The following is a 22,388-nucleotide window of genomic DNA, read 5'->3' on the forward strand; positions in this document are numbered from 1 at the left end:
CCGACCGCTACTCCCCGGACGGGAGCCGATAGGTCGCGCCGTCGTCAGTATCCTGGACCTCGATACCCAGCGCCTGCAGTTCGTCGCGCAGGTCGTCGGCGCGCTCGTAGTTGCCCGCCTCGCGTTCGCGCTCGCGGACCTCGAGGACGAGGTCGACGACGTCGCCAGCGAGGTCGGCCGTCCCGGTCGTCTCCCCGGCGAAGGAGAGCCCGAGCACGTCGCCGAGTTCCTCGAGCGCCTCGACGGCGTCCCGAAGGCCCCGATAGTCGTACTCCGCGCGGTCCTCGAGGTGAGCGTTGATCGCCGTCGCGACCGACAGCAGCGCGGACTGGGCCTCGCGCGTGTTGAAGTCGTCGTTCATCGCCGCGACGAACGCGTCGCGGGCCGTCTCGATCTCCTCGCGGAACGACGCGTCCTCGACTTTCGTCCGCGCGTCGGGGGAGTCGACCGCCTCGACCGCGGCCTCGTAGGCGCGCTCGAGGCGATCCCAGCGCTCCTCGGCCTCGGCGATCGTCTCGTCGGAGTAGAGCTGTTTGCTGTTGTACGAGCCCGCGGTCAGGAACGTCCGCAGGACGTTCGTCCCCCACTGGTCGACCGCGTCGTCGACGGTGACGAAGTTGCCCAGACTCGAGGACATCTTCTCGTCGTCCATCTGGAACAGTTCGCAGTGGAGCCAGTAGTTCGCGAACGCCTGGCCCGTGGCGGCCTCTGACTGGGCGACCTCGTTCTCGTGGTGGGGGAAGACGAGGTCCCGTCCCCCGACGTGGATATCCAGCGTCTCGTCTAGGTGGGTCATGCTCATCGCCGAGCACTCGATGTGCCAGCCGGGTCGGCCCTCTCCCCACGGCGACTCCCACGTCTCGCCCGCGGGCGGATCGCCGCCGTGATCGACGCCCTCGTGGCGGTGCTCTTCGACCGCGCTCTCGTCGACGGCGCCGGCCTTCCAGAGCGCGAAGTCCGCGGGGTGGCGCTTCTCCGAGCGCTCGTCCGGGTCGCCCTGGGACTCGATCTCGTCGAGTTCCTGGTTCGAGAGCTTGCCGTACTCCTCGAAGCTCGTCACGTCGAAGTAGACCGAACCGTTGGACTCGTAGGCGTAGCCCTCCTCGACCAAGGTCTCGACGAGGTCGATGATCTCGGGGACGTGCTCGGAGACGCGGGGGTAGACCTCGGCCCGCAGGAGGTTCAGCGAGCGCATGTCCGCGAGGGTGCGCTCGATGTAGGTCTCGGCGACGTCGAGTTCGTCCTCGCCCAGGTCGTCCTCGCCGACGCGGGCGACGATCTTCTCGTTGATGTCGGTGAAGTTCTCGACGTGACGCACGTCGTAGCCGAGATACTCGAGCCAGCGGTGCATGACGTCGACGTGGACCCACGACCGCGCGTGGCCCAGGTGGGGCGGGTCGGAAACCGTCAGGCCACAGTAGTACAGCAGGACGCTCTCGGGATCCCGTGGCTCGAACGGCTCCTTCTCGCCCGTCAACGTGTTCGTCACGTGCAGGGTCATTAGCGATACTTCCCGTGGCCGGTAGTTAAAGCGTTTGACCTCCTTCGCGAGCGTGACGGCCGAAACGCCGGGGTGCACGCGACGTCAATCGCCGGCGGCGGGCTTAGTTCCGATCGGCGAGGAACGCCGCGGCCCGCTGCTCCCCCAGCGCCATCAGTTCCTCGAGGAAATCGGGATCGCGGTCGAGTTTGGTCGCGTGGTGATACCCAGTGAGTTCGATCCGATGTCGCGTGGTGATACCCAGTGAGTTCGATCCGATGGATCGTCGTCACCGTGTAGTCGGGATGGTCGAAGTGGCCCGCCTCGATCCACTCGTTGATCCGTTCGATGAACCGAAGCTCCTGATTCAGCGAGATGTTCCCGCCGAGTTCGTTGCGCCGGTCGGCGATCTCCGCGAGCGTCGTCGGCGTCTCCGACCGTCGCTGGGGGTTGATCTGAACGACCCAGAGTTCGTCGGGCGTCCGCTCGCCGGGGACCGACATCAGGTCGTGCACCGGCGGATTCTGCGAGAAGAGGCCGTCCCAGTAGCGCTGCCCGTCGACTTCGACGGCTTCGAACAACGTCGGCAGCGCCGCGGAGGCGAGCACCGCGTCCACGGTGACGTCCTCGGCGGTGAACGTCTCGAAGTCGCCCCGCTCGAGGTTGACGGCGCCGACGACCAGTTCCGGTCGCTCGGCGCCGCCGAGTTCGGGAATCGCGTCGAAGTCGATGTACCGCTCGAGGATCTCGGCCAGTCGCCGCTGTGCCGCGTCGTCGTAGGGGTTGCAGTACGGACTCACGCTCGGCAGCCCGACGCCCATACTGTCGAGACGGGTATAGGTCAGGACCCACTCGTTGAGGAGTCGATCGAACGCGTCGGTCGCCGCGAGATCGCTCCAGATTCCATCGAGAATCTCGACCGCCGTCGACGGGCCGCCGGTGAGCAGTCCGTACCAGACGCCCAGCGCGTTGACGGCGCCGCCGGAGGTGCCGCTGATGCCGACCAGTTCGAACCGTTCCTCGTCCGCTGTCCAGTTCGCGAGGAGTTCGCGGAGCACGCCTGCCGTGAACGCGGTGTGGCTCCCGCCGCCCTGACAGGCGATCGCGATTTGTCGCGGCCCGTTCGAGTCCGCCGTCGTCGATTCGGGCGTCGCGTCCGACCGACTCGCATCGCCGTTTCCGTCGCTCATCCGCCATCACGCCCGCTCGGTCGTCGAGTGAGGCCCCCCGCACCGCCGTTTCGCTCGGCCCGTCGACCCAGTGATCGGATCAGTACTCGGTTCGTGCGCGTCGCCGCGGTTCGAGAAGTCATCCGACAACCACGATAGCCAACGCCCACCTGTAAATATATTAATGGTAACGCGAGCGGCTATTCGGTCGGCACGGCTGCGAGCGCGTCTTCGACGGCCCGTAACGCGTTCGCACCCGCCAGCCGATCAACGACGACCAGCAGCGACCCCTCGCCGACGCCGGCCGCGATCGGTGCGATCTCCTCGAGTGACAACCGTCGGAGGACTGCGGCGAGCGCGGCCGCATCGACGGCCCCGACCGCGACGATCGCCGTGTGGTCGCCGTCGCCGCCGTCGGGGGCGAAGGCCGCTTCGCCGACGGTGAGCAGCGCTTCCGTCTCCGCGTCGCCGTCGACAGATCCGATTCCGCTTTCCATGCGCACGCGAACGTCGCGCGAGTCCGTTTCGTAGGCCGACAACTCCTCGGCGTAGCGGCGCAGCGCCGTCGCGATCGCGTCGGTCTCGCCGTCCACCTCGAGGAACCGGGCGGCGGCGGTGTAGTTGACGATTCCCGCGCGCAGCGCCGTCACGAGAAACGGATGCTCCTCGGCCGTGCGCCGGGTCTCGGCGGCCAGTGACATACCGCCCATCGGGGCGGCCGACACCATAAATACGACGCCGCTCGCCGATCGCGGGTCGTTCGATCGTCGGCTCCCTCGCTCGGACGCACCGGGACCGCCGTGTTTTTGCCTCGAGCGCCCGTCGTTTCGACTATGCAACCGGCAGACGTCGAGGAACTCATCGAATCGAACCTCGAGGACGCGACAGCGACGGTCACGCACGCGCGAGACGAACACGACGACGACCACCTCGCGGCGACGGTCGTTTCGCCCGCGTTCGAGGGCCAGCCGCTGGTCCAACAACACCAGCAGGTCTACGACGCCCTCGACGACCACATGACGACCGACATCCACGCCCTCGAGCTGTCGACCTACACGCCCGAGGAATACGAGGAGTACGAGGGTTAACCGACGGATTATCATGGCTGGCGCTCCCCCGACCGTCGGTCGCGCCGTCGAACCGCCGAACCCCAGTTTTATCCACCGTTCCTGAAAGATACCCGTATGGAATCGCTACATCCCCGCGTTCGACTCCTCTGGATCGCCCAGGAGGCGCTCGCGGCAATCGCTCTCGGCGTCGGCCTCGCGGCCGTCGACCGGTGGCTCGTCGACGTTCCGACGGTCGCCCTCGGCGTCGTCGTCGCGCTCGGTTTCGTCCTCGGCGTCGCCTACGCCGTCCGGCGCTACGGCGTCTGGCGGTTCGAGATCGAGTCGGACGCGCTCTACCTCGAACGGGGCGTCGTCACCTTCGTCGAGACCGCGGTCCCGTTCGTCCGCGTCCAGCACGTCGACACGCAGTTCGGTCCCGTCGAACGCGTCTTCGGCCTCTCGAGCGTGGTCGTCTACACCGCGGGCTCGCGGAACGCCGACGTTCGCATTCCGGGGCTGACGCCGGAGCGCGCCGAGAGAATCCAGGATACACTCCGTCAACTCGCCACCGAGAGCGACGCCACCGACGCCGTCTGATCGCGATGAACCGTCTGCATCCACTCAGCGCGGCCGCGTACGCTCTCCAGTACGGATTCCTCTGGCTATCAGTCGCGTCGATCCTCACGCTCCTCCTCGGCGGGATCTTCGACGCGATCGAGTCGGCCTGGGTCTCCCTCGCCGCGCCGGTGGGACTCGTCGCCGGAGCGGCCTACGGCATCGCCTACTACTACCGGTTCGAGTACGGCATCACCCCGGACACGTTCGACGTCGCCTCGGGGGTGCTCGCCCGCCGATCGCGCGAAATCCCGTACGAACGCATCCAGAACGTCGACGTCCGACAGGGCGTCTTTCAGCGCCTGCTCGGTCTCGCCGTCGTCTCGATCGAGACCGCCGGCGGCGGCAGCACCGAGGCCGCGCTGAACTTCGTCAGCGAATCGGAGGCCACCCGGCTGCAACACCAGATCCGCACGCGAACCGCCGAGGTGAAAGACCGCCGCCGCGGACGCGGACGGCCCGATGCGTCGGCGGCCGACGAGCGGAGCCCTGCGACAGACGAGGCCTCGAGCGACGCCGAGACCGAACGGACGAGCGCCGCGACCGACCCCGACGAACCGGCGCCCGACGACGACGGACCGACGGCGGAACCCGACTCGACGGACGGGACGACAACGAGCGACTCGGACCCGGTCTCGGACGGCCGCGACCGCGTCGCCGGACCCGACTCGCGGGGACCGCGTCGAGAGCAACTGTTCGCACTCGAGGCGCGGGAACTCCTGCTCTACTCGTTTACGTCGTTCCGTCCCGCCGCCGCCGCGGCCCTCCTGGGGCTGTTCTTCTTCGCGACCGACCTCGCCATCGACCTGCTCGTGAGCGCCGCGCGGCCGTTCGGCGGCCCCGCGAATCTGGGCGAGGGATCGCCGACCAGTTACGGCATCCTCACGGTCGTGTCAGTCGTCAACGGCGTCGTGACCGCGTACGTGCTGAGCGTCGTCTACACGTTCGCCGCCTACTACGACTTCCGGCTCGGTCGGGCCGGCGGGGATTTCGTCTACGAGCGCGGGCTGCTCCAGCGCTACAGCGGCTCGATCCCCGTCGAGAAGGTGCAGTCGGTGACGGTGACCGCCAACCCGCTCCAGCGACTGATCGGCTACGCCGGGCTCTGGGTCGAGACGGCGGGCTACGGGCCCGAGAGCGACAGCGGCGGCAGCCAGTCGGCCGTGCCCCTGGCGGACCAGGGTCGCGTCCACCGGTTCACCGAGACGCTCACGGGCGTCGAATCGCCGCGGTTCAGAAGCCCGCCGACGACGGCGCTCCGACGGTATCTCGCCCGGTACGCCATCGTCGCAGCCCTCGTCGTCGCGGCCGCGTTCGCCGTCGCGCAGTTTACTCCCCTCGAGCGCTGGTATCTCGCCGCCGTCGTCTTCGTCGCGGTCCCGCCCGCGGCCTACCTGAAGTACGTCAACCTGGGCTACTACGTCGGCGAGGGCCACCTCGTCGTCCGGCGGGGCTTCTGGAAGCGAAAAACGACCGTGATCCCCTACTACCGAATCCAGACGGTCTCGACGCGCCGAACGGTCTTCCAGCGTCGTCTCGGTCTCGCGTCCCTGGTCGTCGACACGGCGAGTTCGCGCAGTTTCTTCTGGACGTCGCCGACGATCTACGACGTCGACCTCAAGGACGCGCGCGACGTTCACGGCACCGGCCGAAAACGCCTCCAGACGGCCCTTCGCGAGCGCGCCCGGGCCGACGACAGCGGGCTGACGATCGACTTTACGTGAGTCACGACGATCCCGAAATTTTATTGAACGGTACTAACATTTTTCAGCTATGGAAGCCCTCCATCCCCGAATCAGACTCTTCTGGATCGCAAAGGGAGCGATCGGCGCGATCGCTCTCGGCGTCGTACTCGCGGCCGTCGATCAGTGGGTGACCGACGTTCCGACCGCCGCGATCGCCGCCGTCGTGCTCCTCGGCCTCGGCCTCGGAATCGCGTACGCGGTACAGCTCTACCGGGTCTGGCAGTACGAAGTTCAGTCCGACGCGCTCTACCTCGAACGGGGGGTCCTCACGTTCGTCGAGACCTCGGTGCCGTTCGTTCGCGTCCAGCACGTCGACACGCAGTTCGGGCCGATCGAGCGCGCCCTCGGACTCTCGAGCGTGGTCGTCTACACGGCGGGCTCCCGGAACGCCGACGTCCGCATTCCGGGGCTGACCCCCGACCGAGCGCGCGACCTGCAGGATACGCTTCGCAAACTGGCCGTCGAAAGCGAGGCCGACGATGGCGTCTGAGACGAACCGCCTCCACCCCCTCAGCGGGGCGATGATGGCCCTTCGGCGAGGGTTCACGGGATTCTCGATCCCGTTTTTCCTCACGGGGGTGGGATCGGGTATCCTCGGTATCGACGCCGACCTCACCATCGACCTCCTGTTCGTCCTCTCTCCGCTCGGCTTCGTCGTCGGCGTCGGCTACGGCCTCGCCTACTACTACCGCTTTACGTACGCGCTCACGGCGGACACGTTCGACGTGACGTCGGGCGTGCTCTCCCGGCGCGCCCGCGAGATTCCGTACCGCCGCGTCCAGAACGTCGACGTCTCGCAGGGAATCGTCCAGCGCCTGCTCGGCCTCGCCGTCGTCTCGATCGAGACCGCCGGCGGCGGCAGCACCGAAGCGACGCTGCGGTTCGTAGGCAGCGACGAGGCCGACCGCATCCGCTCGGAAATCCGTCGGCGGACGGCCGCGGTCGACGACGCGAGCGATGCAACCGAGCGGTCCGCGGCGACCGATTCGCTCTCCGAGACCGCCGACGAGGACGTCGTAGAGCCCCAGCGCGACAATGACGCCGCGCGAGGCGACCGGTCGACGACGCTCCTGTTCGAACTCGAGGTCGGCGAACTGCTGGTTTACGCCGCGACGGCGTTCCGGTGGGGCGCGGCGGTCTTCCCGATTCTGCTGGTGACCCTGTTTCTGGACCCCGATTCGGGTGCGGGTTTCCTTCCCGACTTCGTCTTCGAGACCGCCCGTTCCGTCGGCGGTCCCGAATCGATCGACGGAGCCCCGGTCGACGCGCTCCTCATTCTGGCCGCGGTCGCCGCGCTGCAGTGGTTCGTCGCCACGTACGTCGCCAGCGCGCTCTACACGATCGTGAACTACTACGGGTTCCAGCTCGGTCGGCAGGGGAACGATCTGCTCTACGAGCGCGGGCTGCTCCAGCGCTACAGCGGCTCGATCCCGACCGACAAGATCCAGTCGGTGACGATCACCGACAACCCGCTCCAGCGGCTGGTCGGTTACGCCGGCCTCTGGATCGAGACGGCGGGCTACGGACCGGAGAGCACCGGCGGGAATCAGTCGGCCGTTCCGATGGCCGCCGAATCGCGGATCTATCGCTTCGCGACGGCGCTGACCGGCGTCGACCGCCCCGACTTTCGCGGCGCGTCGCCGCTGGCCCGGCGTCGGTACCTCGTGCGCTATTCGCTGCTGGCCGTCGGCGTCGTCGCTCTCGCCTTCGGGGCCAGTCGAGTGACGGGCCTCGAGCGGTGGTATCTCGCCGCGGTCGTCGTCGCCGCGGCGCCGCTCGCCGCGCACCTGAAATACGTCAACATCGGCTATCACGTTGGGGACGATCACATCGTGATCCGGCGCGGGTTCTGGCGACGGCGGACGACCGTCATTCCCTATTACCGCGTGCAGACGCTCTCGACCCGGCGGTCGATCTTCCAGCGCCGCCTCGGCCTCGCGTCGCTAGTCGTCGATACGGCCAGCTCCCAGACGTTCACCTGGTCGGAGCCGACGATCGAGGACATCGATCTCGAGACAGCGCGGACGCTCCACGAAACCTGCGGCGAACGACTGCAGACGGCCTTGCGCGAGCGGGCCGGAGACGACGTCGGGCTCTCGGTGGAGCCCGGCAACCGGCCGTGAGTCCCCGCGCCGACACCGCGTTCGAGTCGGCGTCCGACGGCACTGCGGTGCCACGGGAGACCACGACGTTTTTGCCCCGACCGTTCGACTCGCAGAGTATGGCTTCAGCCGGCATCGACCGATCAATCGGGAACCGTCACCGGGGACGGTCATGATCAGCGACGCGCTTCGGTACCCGGTCAGCGACGCCCTCGGACGAGCGGCGCTGCTCAGGTGCGGCGTCAGCGTCGTCGCGCTCGCGGTCGGGGTGCGGTACGCGGTCGCGGTCGCGCCGTCGATCGTCGCGCTCGTTCCCGCGGCCGTCGCGTTCGTCGGCGCCGTCGTCCTCTTCGGAACGGCGGCCGTCATCCTCGGATCGGACGAGCGACGACCGCTGCCGTCCGTTCGGGCGGTCGTCCGCCCCGGCCTCGAGGCGCTCGCCTTGTCGGTCGTCGTCCTCGTCCCGGCGATTGTCCTGCTGACGCGGTCGCTGATCGAGACGCCGGCAGCGCTCGCACAAGAGAACGGCGCGGGGCTGGGACTGTTCTCGCTCGTCTCTTCGACGATCGCGATCTTCTTCTTCGCCGCGTGTGCGTACGTGTACCCGGCCGCCGTAGCCGCGAGCGTCTCGACCGGACGACTGCGAGCGGCCGCCGAGGCGGAGACGGTACTGCCCGCGTTGACCGATCCGACGTACTTCCTACGGTGGACCGTCGGGTTTTCGTTCGTCGTGTTCGCGGCGTGGCTAGCCGCGACGGCTGTCCGCCGCGGCGACGTACTCGGGTTGCTCGCCGCGGGGGTCGCCGCCTACGCCGTCGTCGCGGGCGCCCGCACCGTCGGCGTCGGCTACGCTCGAGCGTCGGGCGGCGGGCCGAGATAGGAACGGCCGATCGAACGTCGAGCCGTCTCGAGAGAAGGAGTTGCTATCGCCGGTCTCGAGAACCAGCGGGTCGGTCGTCGTCGATCAGATGTTCGGCGCTCGAGGCTCGCTGCTCTCGACGCGGCGGTTGTGCAGCGCCTCGTTGGTTTTCCCGTCGAAGACGTGAATCGCGTCCTCGGGGATGTGCGCGACCACGCTGTCGCCGGCCTCGATCCGGCTCATTCCGTCGATCGTCACGATGGCCGTCTCGCTTCCGTCCTCGCCGAGATCGAGGTAGACGATGTTCTCGTCGCCGGTCGGTTCGACGACGGTGACCGTCGCGGGGACGGTGTGGCCGTCCGCGCGCCGGGGGTTGCCGTCGCTGTGTTGGATGTCGATATCCTCCGGCCGCACGCCGAGGACGAGCTCGTTCCGATCGCCGATCGCCGTCGTAATGTCGTTCGAGACGGCGTACTCGAGGGTCTCACCGACGAGGACGGCTCCGTCGCCGTCCGCGTTGCGGCGCGTGACGTCGAAGAAGTTCATCGCCGGCTCGCCAATGAAGTCCGCCACGAACGCGTTCGCGGGTTCGTGGTAGCACTCGAGGGGCGTGCCGACCTGCTGCAGTTCGCCGTCGTTGAGGATGGCGATCCGGTCGCCCATCGTCATCGCCTCCGTCTGGTCGTGCGTGACGTAGACCGTCGTCGTCTCGAGTTGCTCCTGGAGCTGCTGGAGCTCGGTCCGCATCTGCGCGCGGAGCTTGGCGTCTAAGTTCGAGAGGGGTTCGTCCATCAGGAAGACGGCCGGCTCCCGGACGATCGCGCGGCCGAGCGCGACCCGCTGTTGCTGGCCGCCGGAGAGCTCTTCCGGCTTCCGGTCCAGCAGGGGATCGATCCCCATCATCTCGGCGGTCTCTTCGACTCGGGTGGCGATCTCGTCGTCCGAGAGGTCGGTGGACTCCTCGAGTCCGAACGCCATGTTCTCCCGTACGGTCATGTGCGGGTACAGCGCGTAGGACTGGAACACCATCGCGATGTTTCGCTCCTTCGCCGGCAAGTCGTTGATCACTCGGTCGTCGAGTCGAATCTCGCCGTCCGTGATCGACTCGAGTCCCGCGATCATCCGCAATGTCGTCGACTTGCCACAGCCCGAGGGGCCGACGAGGACGAGGAACTCCCCGTCCTCGATATCGATCGATACGTCGTTGACGGCGACGATCTCGTTGCCGTCGTCTTCCGTGAATACTTTTCGTACGTCGTCGAGTTGGGTTTCTGCCATCGTCAGAGCCTCCGGTTGCGTATCGTTAGTTGTCGGTCGGTCATGTCTGTACTCCCTCCGCGAACTTGTCGGCGAACAGCACGTAGACGAGCAGCGTCGGGAGCGCCGTGATGAACGCGCCCGCCATCCGGAGCGGGTAATCCGTTCCCTCGAGGGACTGGCCGAGCCCGGACAGGATGAGGGTCGCGGACGCGGCCGGATCGTTGGTGCTCCCGATGATCGTCAGCGAGAACAGGAACTCGTTCCAGATCTGGGTGAACTGGAAGATGAACACGACCGCGAACATCGGGATCGACAGCGGCAGGACGATCCGTCGGTAGACCCGCCAGACCGACGCGCCGTCGAGTCGCGCGGCCTCGATCATCTCCTCGGACATCGTCTTGTACTGCGAGCGGAACAGCAGCGTCACGATCGGAATCCCGTAGGCCGTGTGCGTGATGATCAACTCGAGGATCGTCGCGTAATGCGGCTCGAGCAGCGGGAGACCCCACAGGAACGAGAGCCGCGTGCCCAGTTGCATGTACTGACTCCAGAACTGGAAGAGCGGGACGATCACCGCCTGGTACGGGACGAAGATGCCCGCGATGAACAGCGCCAGCACGGCGATCTGCCCGCGCCAATCGACGAGCGTCAGCCCGTAGGCGGCCATGCTGCCGAGGAGCGCACACAGGATCGTCGACGGGATGGTAAACAGCATGCTGTTGACCATCCCGGGCGCGAGGTAATCGAACGCGATCTGCCACTTCTCGACCGTAATCCCGCTTCCAGCGGGTGGAAGGAACGGGAATGTCTCCTGAAGTGCGGTCGGCGTTTTGATCGATGTCACGAGTCCGGACTCGATCGGGATCAGATAGAACCCGACGAGACCGACCAGCGTGGCGTACAGTCCGACGCGGCCGATCGAAATCCCGCCGGTCTCGTGCTCCGTCGCCGCCTCCTCAGTGGTAATTGTTTGTTCGCTCATAGGTTCCCTCGCTTGTACTGGTTGTACAGATACGGTGCGATGACTCCCAGCGACAGGACGAACAACATGAGTGCGATCGACGACCCGTAGGCCCACTCGGATCGGCCGAACGACTCACGGACCATCTTGGTCGCCAGGATGTCGGCCCCGCGGCGGGGTCGGTAGCCGTCGAAGGTCGCGTACAGGAAGTCGAACGCCTTCAACGCGAACAGCACTAACGTGACGGTCGCGCTGACCATCGCCGGTCGTAACTGCGGAACGATTACGCGCCAGTACATTCGAACCGTGCTCGCACCGTCGACTCGTGCGGCCTCGTACTGGTCGTTCGGGATCGACCGGAGCGCGGCGAGATAGATGATCATCGTGTACCCGCTGAACTGCCAGACGAGCGCGAAGATCACCGACCCCAATACGAGTTTTGGACTCCCCAGCCAGTTGTAGGGACCGATGCCGAAGAGCCCGATGAACTGGTTGACGATGCCGTTGTTCACGTTGTACATCCACCGCCAGAACTGGGCCGTGACGATGAACGAGAGGGCGAACGGCAGGAGGTAGATCGTCCGAAACGACCTGCTGAACCGAATCTCCCGATCGAGCAGCAGCGCCAGGAGGAGGCCGACGATCAGACAGACGACCGTGAAGCCGACGAGCAGAACGAACGTGTTCCGCGTCGCCGCCCACATTCCCGGATCGTCCAGCATCGCCCGGTAGTTGTGCAGACCGAGGTTGCTGTAGTCCGGATCTCCGAATCCGGAGTACTCCGTCAGCGAGAGCAGGAGGTTCCAGCCGATCGCGGCGTAGACGAAAAAGCCCATCAGCAGGAACGGCGGCAGCCAGAACGGCGACGACTGCACGATGTCGCTGTCGAGCCAGCGTCGGAGCGTGGAACGTTCCTCGGTGGTTCCGCCGTCCGTCATGACGCGTCGCTCACGACTCGTCCGTTCGCTTTCGGGGTCCTTGCCTCGGACACGCCGGACGCTACGCAGTAATGCTAAAAAACGTTTCATGTTTGTGGGACGAGTTAGACGTTGTCCATGAACCCGCTCGTCGCACCGTCGACGTCGTAGGGGTCCGCGAAGTTGTTGTTGAGCACGTCCTCGAGGTCGGCCTGCGTGCTCGTGTCCACGGCGAGGCCGTGTGCGAGCGTCGGCGGCTTTTCCGAGGCGTTGTCGAAGTCGTCGATCGTGTCCGTGAGGTAGGGGTTGAACTCGTCGGTAGACACGTCCGTCAGCGTCGGGATCGATCCCTTGTACTGGTTGAACGCGACCTGCGCTTCTTCGGAGCCGACGAACTGGAGCCAGGTCGCGGTGTCGTCCGGCGTCGGGTTGTCGCTCGGGTAGATGAACGAGTCGATGTGGAGGGTGTAGTAGTCCTCCGTTCCGGGGTACTGGATCGCGTCCCAGTCTTCGCCGTACGTGAGATCCTTGTCATCCGCGATGTACGCGCCGGCGGCCCAGTTGCCCTGGTGGATGAACGCGGCGTCGCCGCTCATGATGTCCTGGTTGACCTCGGTGAAGTCGACGGAGGCCGCGTCGGCGTTGATGTAGCCGAGGATCTGCTCGAGCTTCTCGAACGTGTCGCGGACGGCGCTCTCGTCGCCGTTGCCTTCGATGAAGTTCATGTAGGCCTCGTAGCCGTGTTCGCCGAGCATCGTCTGGGCCCACGTCTGGAGGATACACCACGGCGCGAGCGAGAACGCGAACGGCGTCGCGTCGGTCTCCGACTCGACGGCGTCAAGCGCGTCGATCAGCGCGTCGGCGCTATCGATCGAACTCGGATCGACGCCGGCGCTCTCGAGGACACTGACGTTGTAAAAGAGGTCGTTCAGACGGTGGGAGCCGAGCGGGACCGCCGAGAAGCCGCCGTTGTGCTGGCAGAGTTCGACCGCTTCCTCGACGTGGGCGTCCTTCAGGTCGGCCTCGTCCCAGACCTCCGACTCGATGTCGCCGACGGCGTCCTCGTACTGCTCCAAGTTTGCACCCGGCCAGCCGGCGAACGAACTCGGCGGATTGCCGCCTTGGAGGCGGTTCGCGACCGTCTGGTCGAGGTTTTCGTTGCCGCCGCCACCGATCGGGTTCTCGTCGTACTCGAGGTCCGAGTGCTCTTCCTCGAACGCCGAGAAGAGCGCGTCCGCGGCATCAGCGCCGTCGCCGCCGGTCCATCCGTGGAGGACCTCGAGCGTACTGCCGCCACCGCCGGTACAGCCCGCGAGGGCGGTTACACTCGCCGTTCCTGCTATACCCGCACCCTTGAGAATCGTTCGACGTGATAGGTTGTTACCGTCGACCACAGTGAATCACACATAATTAATAGTCCATACCCCCCTTAATAGTTTCCATAATTAATTACATTCTGAGTGAATCTGCTAAACCGGCTGACGAATGCCCTGCGGGCTGGCGATACCACGCTCAGAGAGGGGCGATCCGATTCCCCGGTATTCAGCACCGCGTCTCGGACGTATACCGGTGGATTTTACGCACCCGCCGGTCAATCTCCGCACATGAGTGACGACTACAGAGTCGAACGCGACAGCCTCGGCGAGATGCAGGTACCCGCGGACGCCTACTGGGGCGCCCAGACCCAACGCGCCATCCAGAACTTCCCGATCTCGGGAATCTCGTTCAGCCGTCGATTTATCCGTGGGCTCGGCGTCGTCAAGAAGGCCGCCGCGCAGGCCAACCGCGATCTGGACCTGATCGACGACGACGTCGCCGAGGCGATCGTCGAGGCGGCCGACGAGGTCATCGCCGGCGAGCACGACGACCAGTTCCCGGTCGACGTCTTCCAGACCGGCTCCGGAACCTCCTCGAACATGAACGCCAACGAGGTCATCGCCAACCGCGCCGCCGAGATCATGGGCAGCGAAATCGGCGACCGCGTCGTCCACCCCAACGACCACGTCAACTACGGTCAGTCCTCCAACGACGTCATCCCGACCGCGATGCACGTCGCCTCCCTCGAGGCCGTCGAGAAGGACGTCATCCCGGCACTCGACACCCTTCGGGAGGCCCTCGAGGCGAAAGAGGAAGAGTTCGACGACGTCGTGAAAACGGGTCGGACCCACCTGCAGGACGCGACGCCAGTCACGCTCGGCCAGGAGTTCTCGGGCTACCGCACGCAGGTCGAGAAGGGACTCTCGCGCGTCGACAAGGTTCGCGAACACCTCGCGGAACTCGCGCTGGGCGGCACCGCGACCGGTACCGGGCTGAACACCCACGAGGAGTTCCCCGGCCGCGCCGCCGAGTACATCACCAAGGAGACCGGCGTCCAGTTCCGCGAGGCCGACAACCACTTCGAAGCCCAGGCCGCCCACGACGCGATGTCCGAGGCCCACGGTGCGCTCCGCGTCGTCGCCGGTTCGCTGAACAAGATCGCCAACGACCTGCGGCTGCTCGCCTCCGGTCCCCGGAACGGTCTCGGCGAGATCGAACAGCCCGAGAACCAGCCCGGCTCCTCGATCATGCCCGGCAAGATCAACCCGGTCGTCGCCGAGGCCGTCAACCAGGTCCACAAGCAGGTCGTCGGCAACGACGCCGCCGTCTCCGCCGGCGCCGCCGAGGGCCAGATCGATCTGAACCTCTACAAGCCCGTGCTGGCCCACAACTTCCTCGAGTCGGCCGAACTCATCTCGAACGCCAGCCAGGTCTTCGCCGAGCGCTTCGTCGCGGAGCTCGAGGCCAACGAGGAATACTGCGAGGACCGCGTCGAGCAGTCGATGGCGATGGCCACCTCGCTGAACGTCCACATCGGCTACGACAAGGCCAGCGAGGTCGCCAAGACTGCGCTCAAGGAGGACAAGACCGTCCGCGAGGTCGTCCTCGAGAAGGGCTACTTAGACGAGGAGGAGGCCGACGAGGTGCTCGATCCCCGGAAGATGACCGAGCGCGGCATCCTCGGGCAGGACGACTGAGGCGATCCGGTACGCTCTTTCGATCGAATCGACTCGAATTCGGACGGTTCAGGGGCGAGCGATCAGTACCGACGTATCGACGGATCGAACGACGCGATCGGTCGTACTTCCGAGGAGGCGTTCTTTCACACCCGACTGGCCGCTTGCGCCCATAACTACGATATCGATCCCGTTTTCAGCGGTGTACTCCGCGATCACCTCGTGGGGATCGCCCTCCCGTGTGACGCGCTCGTGACTCACTCCCGCCCGTTCGGCCCGGCTCGTGGCCTCGTCGAGCGCCGATTCAGCCTCGTCCTCGAGCGTCTCGGTGAGCTGGGGAGCGATGCTTCCGGATGCACCCGCGGACATTTCCGTGCTCACGTCGATGACGTGGAGGAAGTGAACCGTCGCCGCGTCACCCTCGGCGATCGCGACGGCCTGCTCGACCGCCGCCGTGCTCGAGTCGCTCCCGTCGGTCGGAACCAGAATAGCGCCGTACATGGCTGTCGCGTTCACGGCCGCGAGGAAAAAGCGAACGCGCGCAGTCGCGTGGCAGAAAGCTGCGATCCGGAACGGGATCGACGGACGATCAGCGATCGACCGGCTCGAGCTCTGCCTCGTCGATCGGGTCCTCGATATCACCCATCACCGCCTCGAGCAGGTCGGTCACGGTCACCAGTCCGACGACCTCACCGTCTTCGATCACCAGCGCGAGTTCCTGATTCTCGGCCTGGAACTGGTCGACCGCGTCGCTGACGTCCGCGTCGGGTGAGAGCGTCATCGGTGGCGCCGCTAGCTCGGTGAAGTCGATATCGCCCTCGGCCAACTCCTCGCGGTGTCTGAGGAAAATCGGTGTGTAGACGATCCCGCGGAAGTCAGTCAGTTCATCGCCGACCAGCGGATACCGCGTCTGCGGTCGCTCCTCCATCTTCCGGAAGTTCTCCGCGGTATCGTCTTCGGTCGACAGTGCGACGATTTCCTCGGGCGGCACCATCAGTTCGCTGATGGACTGTTCGCCGATCTGAAACGCGTTCATCACCTCCTCGCGGCGTTCCTCGGAGAGATCGCCCTCTTGGAGGACCGAACCGAGCCGGTTCCGGAGATCTGCCCGGGACTCGATGACGTCCTCTTCGGTCTCGAGCCACGCGCCGGTCATCTCGATCCCGAAGAGTTTCAGCGTCAGTTTCGCGATGCCGTCGCCGAGCGTGATGACCGGAGAAATCAGCCAGTGGAACCAGTACAGCGGTGTGGCACCGTACCGACAGACCATCCGCGAGCGTTCGACGCCCAGATACGTCGGCGTCTGTTCGCCGTGAGTCAGGTGGACGAGGTTGATGATCAGAAAGGCGATGATCGCCCCGCTCCCGACCGAGGCCAGTACCGTGTTCTCGAACAACGGTTCGAAGATGGCCGCCAGCGCGGGTTCGGCGACGATCCCGACGGCGATGCTCGAGGCCGTGATACCCACCTGACACGTCGTCAAGTAGAGCTCGAGGTCGTCGGTCATCGCCCACGCCCGCTCCAGTTTGGGGTTGCCGCCGACGAATTCCTCCTCCGTGAACTGTCGCGCACGGGTCAGCGCGAACTCGATGGCGACGAAGAAGGCGTTCGCCAGAATGAGCAAGACACCTGCGAACAGTCGCCCACCGATGACGAGCGAATTCATTACTTCGTCTTTGACTCTCCGCACACAAATCGCTCGGGGAAATTATGGCCGAGCGAAATCAGAACTACCGATCGTACTACCAGTGATGTGACACCATTTCAGTGGCCGCGTTCAAAGGGAACACTGTTCGGTCGATTTACCAACCGACGGAATACTCGAGACCGAGTAATCACCCCGTTCGGTCTGTCTTTTTTCCCGATCATTCGCCGGCAAATCGGGGTATCGAAGCCGTATCAGGCCGTTATCTGGCGGAATAAAAAACCCAAGCAGTTTTGGCGAATGCTCGCGTCTGACGAAATATGCACACTTGTCGCAACTGCAACCAGTCGTTCCAAACCGAGCTCGCCCTCGAACTCCACCGCGATACGTGTCGAAAGGGACAACTCCTCTGTCAGGTATGCGGCGAACGATTCCGGGAGGGCGACGCCACGCAGGACGGATGGCACTACGAGTGCCCGAACGAGGACTGTGACGGAGAGGGGCTCACGTCCGACCTGTATCGCGTCGAAGACGTTCGAACGACGACGCACTGAGACCGGGCGGCGAACTCGGTTCACTCTCGTTTTCCGACTGGATACCGGCTGCGACTCGTGTTCCGTGTGTGCGACCGGGGTGTCACGTGTGTTCGTGCGACGGTCGGCTCGCGGCCCCTCGATTTTGCGCATCGATTTCGTCATACCGGTGGTACGGCCTGGGGATCGGGGCCGCTCCTCGACACGGCCTGGTAATCGACTGAGCTACCCTCGAGTTACTTCGTCGACTGGATGTCGAGCGCGTTCCGGAGTTCGATGTTCGATTCGAGCAGAGAACTCCCGTATCCGGTTGGTGCGATCTCACCGGTTCCATCGAATCAACGAGGACGTTCGAAACCGGCTGTAGCCGTTGCTACCCTCGAGACGGGTTGTCTCGCCGTCCGTGTTCGGGAGGCGTCTCTCGGACATTCAGTATAGCGATATAGAATTTATTCGTCGCCCCTCGACCATACTGTGGGGTGAGATAACATACTGCAACCATCCGTTCATCGAATCCCACAACTGCTTCAGCGTCACCATTCGATCGCGATCGCTCGACCGACTCGAGACCGACTGCGAATCGTTGTCCGTCCATTCGCGTGCGGACTCGAAGTCTACTGTTGTCGTCGGAGAATTCAGTTCGTCGATCGCAGTCGCTCCTCGAGTGTCGCGAGCACGGTTCCCCGCTCGACGGGCCGGTTGCTGTTCGTGAACGCATTGACGTCACGTGGGACGAGTGGGCGGTCGACTGCTGGGTTCGAGATAGTTGAGCACGGGCAGCCGGACCCGGTATCGCAGTCGAGCAGTCTAACCTCGAGAACGCGTGCAGCGGTTCACACCGCGGGTTTACGCTGTCCGATAGCCGCAGTATGAGACTCGAGTGCGTGCACTGCGGCCACGGACATCACGCTGACGACGACACAAATAGCTGGGTGCGGAAATTCTAGCCGCCGGACGGCGTCTGGCGGCCGGAAGAATACGGGCTGCAGATAACTCGCTGCTATCCCAGTTCTTCGATCCCGCTAGGCTCAAGGTCGCATCGCGATTTCCGAACGCAACCAGAACGGAATCGACGGCCGTGCTTCCAGATGCTTGAAGAGTCCGGCAACGACGACCTCGAGAGCAGGCGAACGAGCGTATCGCGCTCGTGAGCGGACAAGCGGGGCAGGCTCGACAGTGGATCCCCGTTTCATGGCGGTCTGAGCGGGGGCCACGCTACCCCTCCCGAACAGTCTAGGTCGATCCGGCGACCTGTTGGTGCGGGAAGTAGCAGCAACCTCCATTCACCGATCGACCGATACGACCCGCCCGCGGGCCGGTGGGTTCGGTTGGATCTACGAGCAATCGTCACGCGGTTCGGAACGGTCTCGTACCCAGTAAAGCGGACCCACCGTCTCAGGTTCGTTCTGCTCACGTCGTTCACCCTGACGACGGTTCTCGGCCCACCCATCCGTGCATTCGTCCTGAGCTGCCGCTGAGTCCGTTTTCTCGAGACACTAGGGCAACTTCAAATCCGATTCTCACGTCGGATGCGACAGCGGCGGCGGCCGAATACCGACTTCTGGGTGCCACCCAGGACCCACGTTCCACAGGAGGCGTAGGCGGGACTATTCGGTACGCGGATGTTGCACAGTTGGGGACTCCACCATCTGCCGTTCGACGCGAGCCCCTCCTCAAATTACGGAGGCCGGTCGCGACCGAGAACGACCTACGACCTCGTTCGGTTGTTTCGGAACGGGTGGCCTCGAGTGAAATTGAGCACCGTCTCTCGGACTCGAGTAGCCCTACCCCGTACGAGTTTCCGTTCGTTTTCTCTCGGTCACCGTTCCGGATCCCCGTTCACGGGGGAACGGGTCGCCGTGACAAGGGAACCCGATCGAGTCTCCTCGCTCGGTCCGACCGATGCCTCGAGTCGAGTCCGACCAGGGATCGACGGTAGTTGGTGGCCGTCACCAACCGGTAGCCATTCATCCGATGATGACATATCGCGTTACTCACTCACGCTCCACTATCGTATTAAAAATCCAATTATTATTTAGCAGAAGAAATACGTTCTGGAACCGTGTTTTCGATCCGTAACCCCAAGGGTCTGACCCGAGAGAATGCCATTCAAATTTTGCCGGTTCTAGTCCAGATCCAGAACCGAACGAACTCTGATTCGGACCAGTTCGTCGAACCCCTCTATACGAGCCGCCCGTTCGTGTTACTCTTCTATCTTTTCTTTCTCTCTGCTCCTCGGCACCCCATTCGGACTATTTCTTTATTCTCGTTAGTGGGACTACAACAGGTGATTTTGAAGGCCTACTTGTACAAATAATACTATTGAACGGCCGGTATCGAAGTCCCTCGAGTACAAATAAATGCCCTTATTTGTGAATGTGGGATAGATTGATGTGGTTCCGCTGAGAGCCACCCCGTATGGCCGACGACGAACGAGTCGCCGTCAAGACCTACGTGCCGCGGTACCAGAAAGAGCTCTGGGAAGCCCAGGCCGAGGAACTCGAGATGAGTCAAAGCGAGTTCGTCCGAACGATGGTACAGGCGGGACGCACGTCTTACGAGATACCGACCGACGGAACGACCGAGCAGGGTGGCTCCGACGCCGGCGCCGCCGGTGGCGACGACTTCGCGGATCGAATTCTCGAGGTGCTCCAGCGCCGCGGCGTCCTCGACTGGGACGAACTCGTCGACGCCTTAGTCGACGACGTCGAGGCCGACCTCGACGCGGAACTCCAGCGGTTGCAGGACGAAAACCGGATTCGCTACAGCGGCCGCAACGGCGGCTACGTGGTGACCGACGATGAGTGAGGGCCGTCAGGAACCGAACACGGTCGAATACTTCCTGCAGGACATCGAGCACCACGGTCGAAACGAACGGACCGCAGCGGCCTACGAACGGGTCCTCTCGGACTACGAGGAGTTCCTCGCCGATCGATTCGAGAAGACGCCGCCGGAGGCGAGCTACCGGGACTGCATGGCCTGGGTTCACGAACTCCGGGCCACGCACTCCGAAAGCACCGTCGCGACGTACGCCTCGTATCTCAACCGGTTCTACAGCTACCTCGAGCGGGTCGGACACACCGACGAGAACCCGATGACCGTCGTCTTAGAGGAGATGAACGAGTCGATCGAGTCGAACCCGACCCGACGCGACGTGACACTGCCCGAGATGCGGTCGTTCGTCGGAGAGATTCGCCATCCACTGCATCGGGCGATCGTGACGACGCTGCTGAAGACCGGGATCAGGGCCGGAGAGCTCTGCAACCTGGACCTGATCGACCTCCACATCGACCACGAGGCCCAGACCTGGCAGCCGCGGGCCCATATCGCTGGCCGCCCGGATTCGCTGTTTATCGCGACCGAACACACCTACGGACGCGAATCCGGCGGCGAACGCCGGACGGCATCGAACAAACGGAAACGCGAAACCGTCGTCCCGATCGACGAGGAATTGAAGGAGGTGTTGATCCGGTGGCTCGCCGTGCGTCCGGAGACGCCCGCGAGCGCTCCGTCAGCGCCTGCGACGGGACCACTGTTCGTCGGCACCGCCGACAGCTGGGGAGAGCGACTCACGCCGGATATCGTCCACCACGTGGTCGAAGGCTATGCGAGGGACCGCGGCTGGTACCGCACCGGCGGCGGCGCCGCGGAGAACGTGACGCCCCACTACTTCCGACACTTCTTCACGACCCACCTCCGCGATCGGACGGGCGACCGCGGGATCGTCCAGTACCTCCGGGGCGACGTCGCCAGCGACGTGATCGACACCTACACCCACAACTGGGGCGATCGCGTCCGGGAGACCTACCTCGAGCACATCTACTCCGTGACGCCCTGAAACCGCTCGTCTCACAGCGATGACTAGCTATCGTGTCGATGACCCGCTGACGGCTGCTACCGGCAAATCTCGTCATACTGCTCGAGATGCTGGTTGATATTTACTACTATAGTAGGCATCAGTATTGTCTGAGACCGATCTGCTAAACTGTATGTCGCTATATCTAATCGGCGCTATCGAAACCGAACCTTCGATCCCCACTATTCGGAAAATCGAACGCCAGACAGCAATACGCGGCCGTCCGCCTCGAGAAGCAGCCGTCGAGTCAGGTCTCGACCGCGAGTTCCGTCTTCAGGTCGGCTCCGTTCAACAGCGCTCGAACGGCCGCCGCGGTGTCGGTCACCTCCGGTTTCGTCTCGAGCAGGACGGTCTCGCTGGGGAACAGCTGTTCGCCCAGTAGGAGTCCGTGCTCCCGAGCCGTCGACCCCGTCACGGTCAGGTAGACCCCGAGTCCGGTGTCGGCGATCGCGGCTTCCTCCTCGCGGCCCTCCGCGGGATACTCGAAACCGACGTCGTCGAGGGTACGGGTGCCGAGGACGGCTTGGACGAGTCGCTCGTACCGCGGTTCGATACACAGCGGCCCCTCGTAGGACTCGAGGAACGACCGGTCGAGCGAGTCGCCCGACGGGGCGACGTCGGGCGTGGCCATCAGCGTGTGGTAGACGGTGTCGCCGAGGCCGGTGACCACGCGGACGTCCGTGTCCGCGGGATCGATCCGGGCGTTGATATCGGCGATCCGATCCAGCGGCTCCGGTCGGAGTTCGACGACCTCCTCGAGAATGAGATCGGCGCTGTCGAACCCGAGCGCGAACTCGTGGGTCCGCAGCGCTCGAAACGGTTCCTCGCGGCCGATCAACTGGATGGCCGCGTCGTCGGGGACGCCGTCGACGCCCTCGAGCGGGATCGTGACGCTGTCGAAGACGATCCGGCGGGGTTTCCCGGCGCGGTCGTCGCGCAACAGGGTGTACTCCGGTTCGGTGGGATCGTCGACGGCGCTGTAGTCGGCGAGACGATGGTAGACGTGTTCTTCGGCGCCGGGTTCAGAATCGACCGTTCCCTTCGTGACCGCCTTCTCGTGGCGGAGCGTCGACGTGATGTCGTCCGCGAGCTCCGGGACGTCGAGTCGACGCGCGAGTCGGTCCAGCACCGACTCGAGGGGTCGTCCTTTCCGTGGCACTGCGATCGGGATCGTCTCGCCCATCGCTCCGTTCTCGACCGCCGA

20 protein-coding genes are annotated in these 22,388 nt (G+C 64.8%); 10 read left to right on the top strand and 10 right to left on the bottom strand.

The window, feature by feature from the left end:
• Positions 1-7: 7 nt before the first annotated feature.
• The 3 genes from cysS to C477_RS14685 form a co-directional block, all read right to left on the bottom strand.
• Positions 8-1,501: a cysteine--tRNA ligase gene (cysS, locus tag C477_RS14675; protein WP_008895293.1), complete on the bottom strand. Its 1,494-nt coding sequence runs from the start codon at positions 1,499-1,501 to the stop codon at positions 8-10.
• Entirely contained in the window at positions 1,501-2,670 is a 1,170-nt protein-coding gene (locus C477_RS14680) for a patatin-like phospholipase family protein (protein WP_008895294.1), read from the bottom strand. The genes cysS and C477_RS14680 overlap by 1 nt, the downstream gene beginning before the upstream one ends.
• Before the next feature lie 179 nt (positions 2,671-2,849).
• Entirely contained in the window at positions 2,850-3,350 is a 501-nt protein-coding gene (locus tag C477_RS14685; protein WP_085944989.1) for a DUF7523 family protein, read from the bottom strand.
• A gap of 132 nt (positions 3,351-3,482) precedes the next feature.
• Between C477_RS14685 and C477_RS14690 the strand changes: the two genes are divergently transcribed.
• From C477_RS14690 to C477_RS14715, 6 genes are all read left to right on the top strand, one after another.
• The gene (locus C477_RS14690) at positions 3,483-3,737 is read left to right on the top strand and encodes a BolA family protein (RefSeq protein WP_008895296.1); all 255 of its coding nucleotides are present in this window, start codon (positions 3,483-3,485) and stop codon (positions 3,735-3,737) included.
• Between the two features lie 96 nt (positions 3,738-3,833).
• The gene (locus C477_RS14695) at positions 3,834-4,295 is read left to right on the top strand and encodes a PH domain-containing protein (protein WP_008895297.1); all 462 of its coding nucleotides are present in this window, start codon (positions 3,834-3,836) and stop codon (positions 4,293-4,295) included.
• 5 nt (positions 4,296-4,300) lie between these two features.
• The gene (locus C477_RS14700; protein WP_008895298.1) at positions 4,301-6,037 is read left to right on the top strand and encodes a PH domain-containing protein; all 1,737 of its coding nucleotides are present in this window, start codon (positions 4,301-4,303) and stop codon (positions 6,035-6,037) included.
• A 49-nt stretch (positions 6,038-6,086) separates the two neighbouring features.
• A complete protein-coding gene (locus C477_RS14705; protein WP_008895299.1) occupies positions 6,087-6,548 on the top strand; it encodes a PH domain-containing protein in 462 nt (153 codons plus the stop codon).
• On the top strand, positions 6,538-8,181 hold the full coding sequence (locus C477_RS14710; RefSeq protein ID WP_008895300.1) for a PH domain-containing protein: 1,644 nt from the start codon (positions 6,538-6,540) through the stop codon (positions 8,179-8,181). The genes C477_RS14705 and C477_RS14710 overlap by 11 nt, the downstream gene beginning before the upstream one ends.
• Positions 8,182-8,332: 151 nt before the next feature.
• Positions 8,333-9,040 (top strand): DUF4013 domain-containing protein, encoded by a 708-nt coding sequence (locus tag C477_RS14715; protein ID WP_008895301.1) that lies wholly within the window; start codon positions 8,333-8,335, stop codon positions 9,038-9,040.
• An 84-nt stretch (positions 9,041-9,124) separates the two neighbouring features.
• On the opposite strand, the gene C477_RS14720 is transcribed toward C477_RS14715, so the two are convergent.
• From C477_RS14720 to C477_RS14735, 4 genes are all read right to left on the bottom strand, one after another.
• Positions 9,125-10,297 (bottom strand): ABC transporter ATP-binding protein, encoded by a 1,173-nt coding sequence (locus C477_RS14720; protein ID WP_008895302.1) that lies wholly within the window; start codon positions 10,295-10,297, stop codon positions 9,125-9,127.
• 40 nt (positions 10,298-10,337) lie between these two features.
• Positions 10,338-11,261, bottom strand: a complete 924-nt coding sequence (locus C477_RS14725; RefSeq protein WP_008895303.1) for a carbohydrate ABC transporter permease — start codon at positions 11,259-11,261, stop codon at positions 10,338-10,340.
• Entirely contained in the window at positions 11,258-12,178 is a 921-nt protein-coding gene (locus C477_RS14730; RefSeq protein ID WP_008895304.1) for a carbohydrate ABC transporter permease, read from the bottom strand. Before C477_RS14730 ends, C477_RS14725 begins: the two co-directional genes overlap by 4 nt.
• A gap of 104 nt (positions 12,179-12,282) precedes the next feature.
• The gene (locus tag C477_RS14735) at positions 12,283-13,551 is read right to left on the bottom strand and encodes an ABC transporter substrate-binding protein (protein WP_008895305.1); all 1,269 of its coding nucleotides are present in this window, start codon (positions 13,549-13,551) and stop codon (positions 12,283-12,285) included.
• Between the two features lie 210 nt (positions 13,552-13,761).
• Between C477_RS14735 and C477_RS14740 the strand changes: the two genes are divergently transcribed.
• Positions 13,762-15,171 carry a class II fumarate hydratase gene (locus C477_RS14740; RefSeq protein WP_008895306.1) on the top strand — a complete coding sequence of 470 codons (1,410 nt, stop codon included), beginning with the start codon at positions 13,762-13,764 and terminating at the stop codon, positions 15,169-15,171.
• Between the two features lie 48 nt (positions 15,172-15,219).
• Here C477_RS14740 and C477_RS14745 read toward each other — a convergent pair whose 3' ends face one another.
• Both C477_RS14745 and C477_RS14750 read right to left on the bottom strand, forming a co-directional pair.
• Positions 15,220-15,651: a universal stress protein gene (locus C477_RS14745; RefSeq protein ID WP_008895307.1), complete on the bottom strand. Its 432-nt coding sequence runs from the start codon at positions 15,649-15,651 to the stop codon at positions 15,220-15,222.
• An 88-nt stretch (positions 15,652-15,739) separates the two neighbouring features.
• On the bottom strand, positions 15,740-16,816 hold the full coding sequence (locus tag C477_RS14750; protein ID WP_008895308.1) for a hemolysin family protein: 1,077 nt from the start codon (positions 16,814-16,816) through the stop codon (positions 15,740-15,742).
• 299 nt (positions 16,817-17,115) lie between these two features.
• Here C477_RS14750 and C477_RS14755 point away from each other — a divergent pair, with 299 nt between their 5' ends.
• From C477_RS14755 to C477_RS14770, 3 genes are all read left to right on the top strand, one after another.
• A complete protein-coding gene (locus tag C477_RS14755) occupies positions 17,116-17,349 on the top strand; it encodes an HVO_2901 family zinc finger protein (protein WP_008895309.1) in 234 nt (77 codons plus the stop codon).
• 2,397 nt (positions 17,350-19,746) lie between these two features.
• On the top strand, positions 19,747-20,136 hold the full coding sequence (locus tag C477_RS14765; protein ID WP_008895311.1) for a DUF5805 domain-containing protein: 390 nt from the start codon (positions 19,747-19,749) through the stop codon (positions 20,134-20,136).
• On the top strand, positions 20,129-21,166 hold the full coding sequence (locus C477_RS14770) for a tyrosine-type recombinase/integrase (protein WP_008895312.1): 1,038 nt from the start codon (positions 20,129-20,131) through the stop codon (positions 21,164-21,166). Before C477_RS14765 ends, C477_RS14770 begins: the two co-directional genes overlap by 8 nt.
• Positions 21,167-21,431: 265 nt before the next feature.
• Here the strand turns inward: C477_RS14770 and C477_RS14775 are convergent, their stop codons facing one another.
• Positions 21,432-22,367 (bottom strand): hypothetical protein, encoded by a 936-nt coding sequence (locus tag C477_RS14775; RefSeq protein WP_008895313.1) that lies wholly within the window; start codon positions 22,365-22,367, stop codon positions 21,432-21,434.
• Between the last annotated feature and the right edge of the window lie 21 nt (positions 22,368-22,388).

This window comes from Haloterrigena salina JCM 13891 (genome assembly GCF_000337495.1).
GTDB classification, from domain to species: Archaea; Halobacteriota; Halobacteria; order Halobacteriales; family Natrialbaceae; genus Haloterrigena; species Haloterrigena salina.

What these genes read in the sequence shown, in the direction of transcription:
- cysS (WP_008895293.1), bottom strand. Translation starts at nt 1,501, where the DNA reads ATGACCCTGCACGTGACGAACACGTTGACGGGCGAGAAGGAGCCGTTC.
- C477_RS14680 (WP_008895294.1), bottom strand. Translation starts at nt 2,670, where the DNA reads ATGAGCGACGGAAACGGCGATGCGAGTCGGTCGGACGCGACGCCCGAA.
- C477_RS14685 (WP_085944989.1), bottom strand. Translation starts at nt 3,350, where the DNA reads ATGTCACTGGCCGCCGAGACCCGGCGCACGGCCGAGGAGCATCCGTTT.
- C477_RS14690 (WP_008895296.1), top strand. Translation starts at nt 3,483, where the DNA reads ATGCAACCGGCAGACGTCGAGGAACTCATCGAATCGAACCTCGAGGAC.
- C477_RS14695 (WP_008895297.1), top strand. Translation starts at nt 3,834, where the DNA reads ATGGAATCGCTACATCCCCGCGTTCGACTCCTCTGGATCGCCCAGGAG.
- C477_RS14700 (WP_008895298.1), top strand. Translation starts at nt 4,301, where the DNA reads ATGAACCGTCTGCATCCACTCAGCGCGGCCGCGTACGCTCTCCAGTAC.
- C477_RS14705 (WP_008895299.1), top strand. Translation starts at nt 6,087, where the DNA reads ATGGAAGCCCTCCATCCCCGAATCAGACTCTTCTGGATCGCAAAGGGA.
- C477_RS14710 (WP_008895300.1), top strand. Translation starts at nt 6,538, where the DNA reads ATGGCGTCTGAGACGAACCGCCTCCACCCCCTCAGCGGGGCGATGATG.
- C477_RS14715 (WP_008895301.1), top strand. Translation starts at nt 8,333, where the DNA reads ATGATCAGCGACGCGCTTCGGTACCCGGTCAGCGACGCCCTCGGACGA.
- C477_RS14720 (WP_008895302.1), bottom strand. Translation starts at nt 10,297, where the DNA reads ATGGCAGAAACCCAACTCGACGACGTACGAAAAGTATTCACGGAAGAC.
- C477_RS14725 (WP_008895303.1), bottom strand. Translation starts at nt 11,261, where the DNA reads ATGAGCGAACAAACAATTACCACTGAGGAGGCGGCGACGGAGCACGAG.
- C477_RS14730 (WP_008895304.1), bottom strand. Translation starts at nt 12,178, where the DNA reads ATGACGGACGGCGGAACCACCGAGGAACGTTCCACGCTCCGACGCTGG.
- C477_RS14740 (WP_008895306.1), top strand. Translation starts at nt 13,762, where the DNA reads ATGAGTGACGACTACAGAGTCGAACGCGACAGCCTCGGCGAGATGCAG.
- C477_RS14745 (WP_008895307.1), bottom strand. Translation starts at nt 15,651, where the DNA reads ATGTACGGCGCTATTCTGGTTCCGACCGACGGGAGCGACTCGAGCACG.
- C477_RS14750 (WP_008895308.1), bottom strand. Translation starts at nt 16,816, where the DNA reads ATGAATTCGCTCGTCATCGGTGGGCGACTGTTCGCAGGTGTCTTGCTC.
- C477_RS14755 (WP_008895309.1), top strand. Translation starts at nt 17,116, where the DNA reads ATGCACACTTGTCGCAACTGCAACCAGTCGTTCCAAACCGAGCTCGCC.
- C477_RS14765 (WP_008895311.1), top strand. Translation starts at nt 19,747, where the DNA reads ATGGCCGACGACGAACGAGTCGCCGTCAAGACCTACGTGCCGCGGTAC.
- C477_RS14770 (WP_008895312.1), top strand. Translation starts at nt 20,129, where the DNA reads ATGAGTGAGGGCCGTCAGGAACCGAACACGGTCGAATACTTCCTGCAG.
- C477_RS14775 (WP_008895313.1), bottom strand. Translation starts at nt 22,367, where the DNA reads ATGGGCGAGACGATCCCGATCGCAGTGCCACGGAAAGGACGACCCCTC.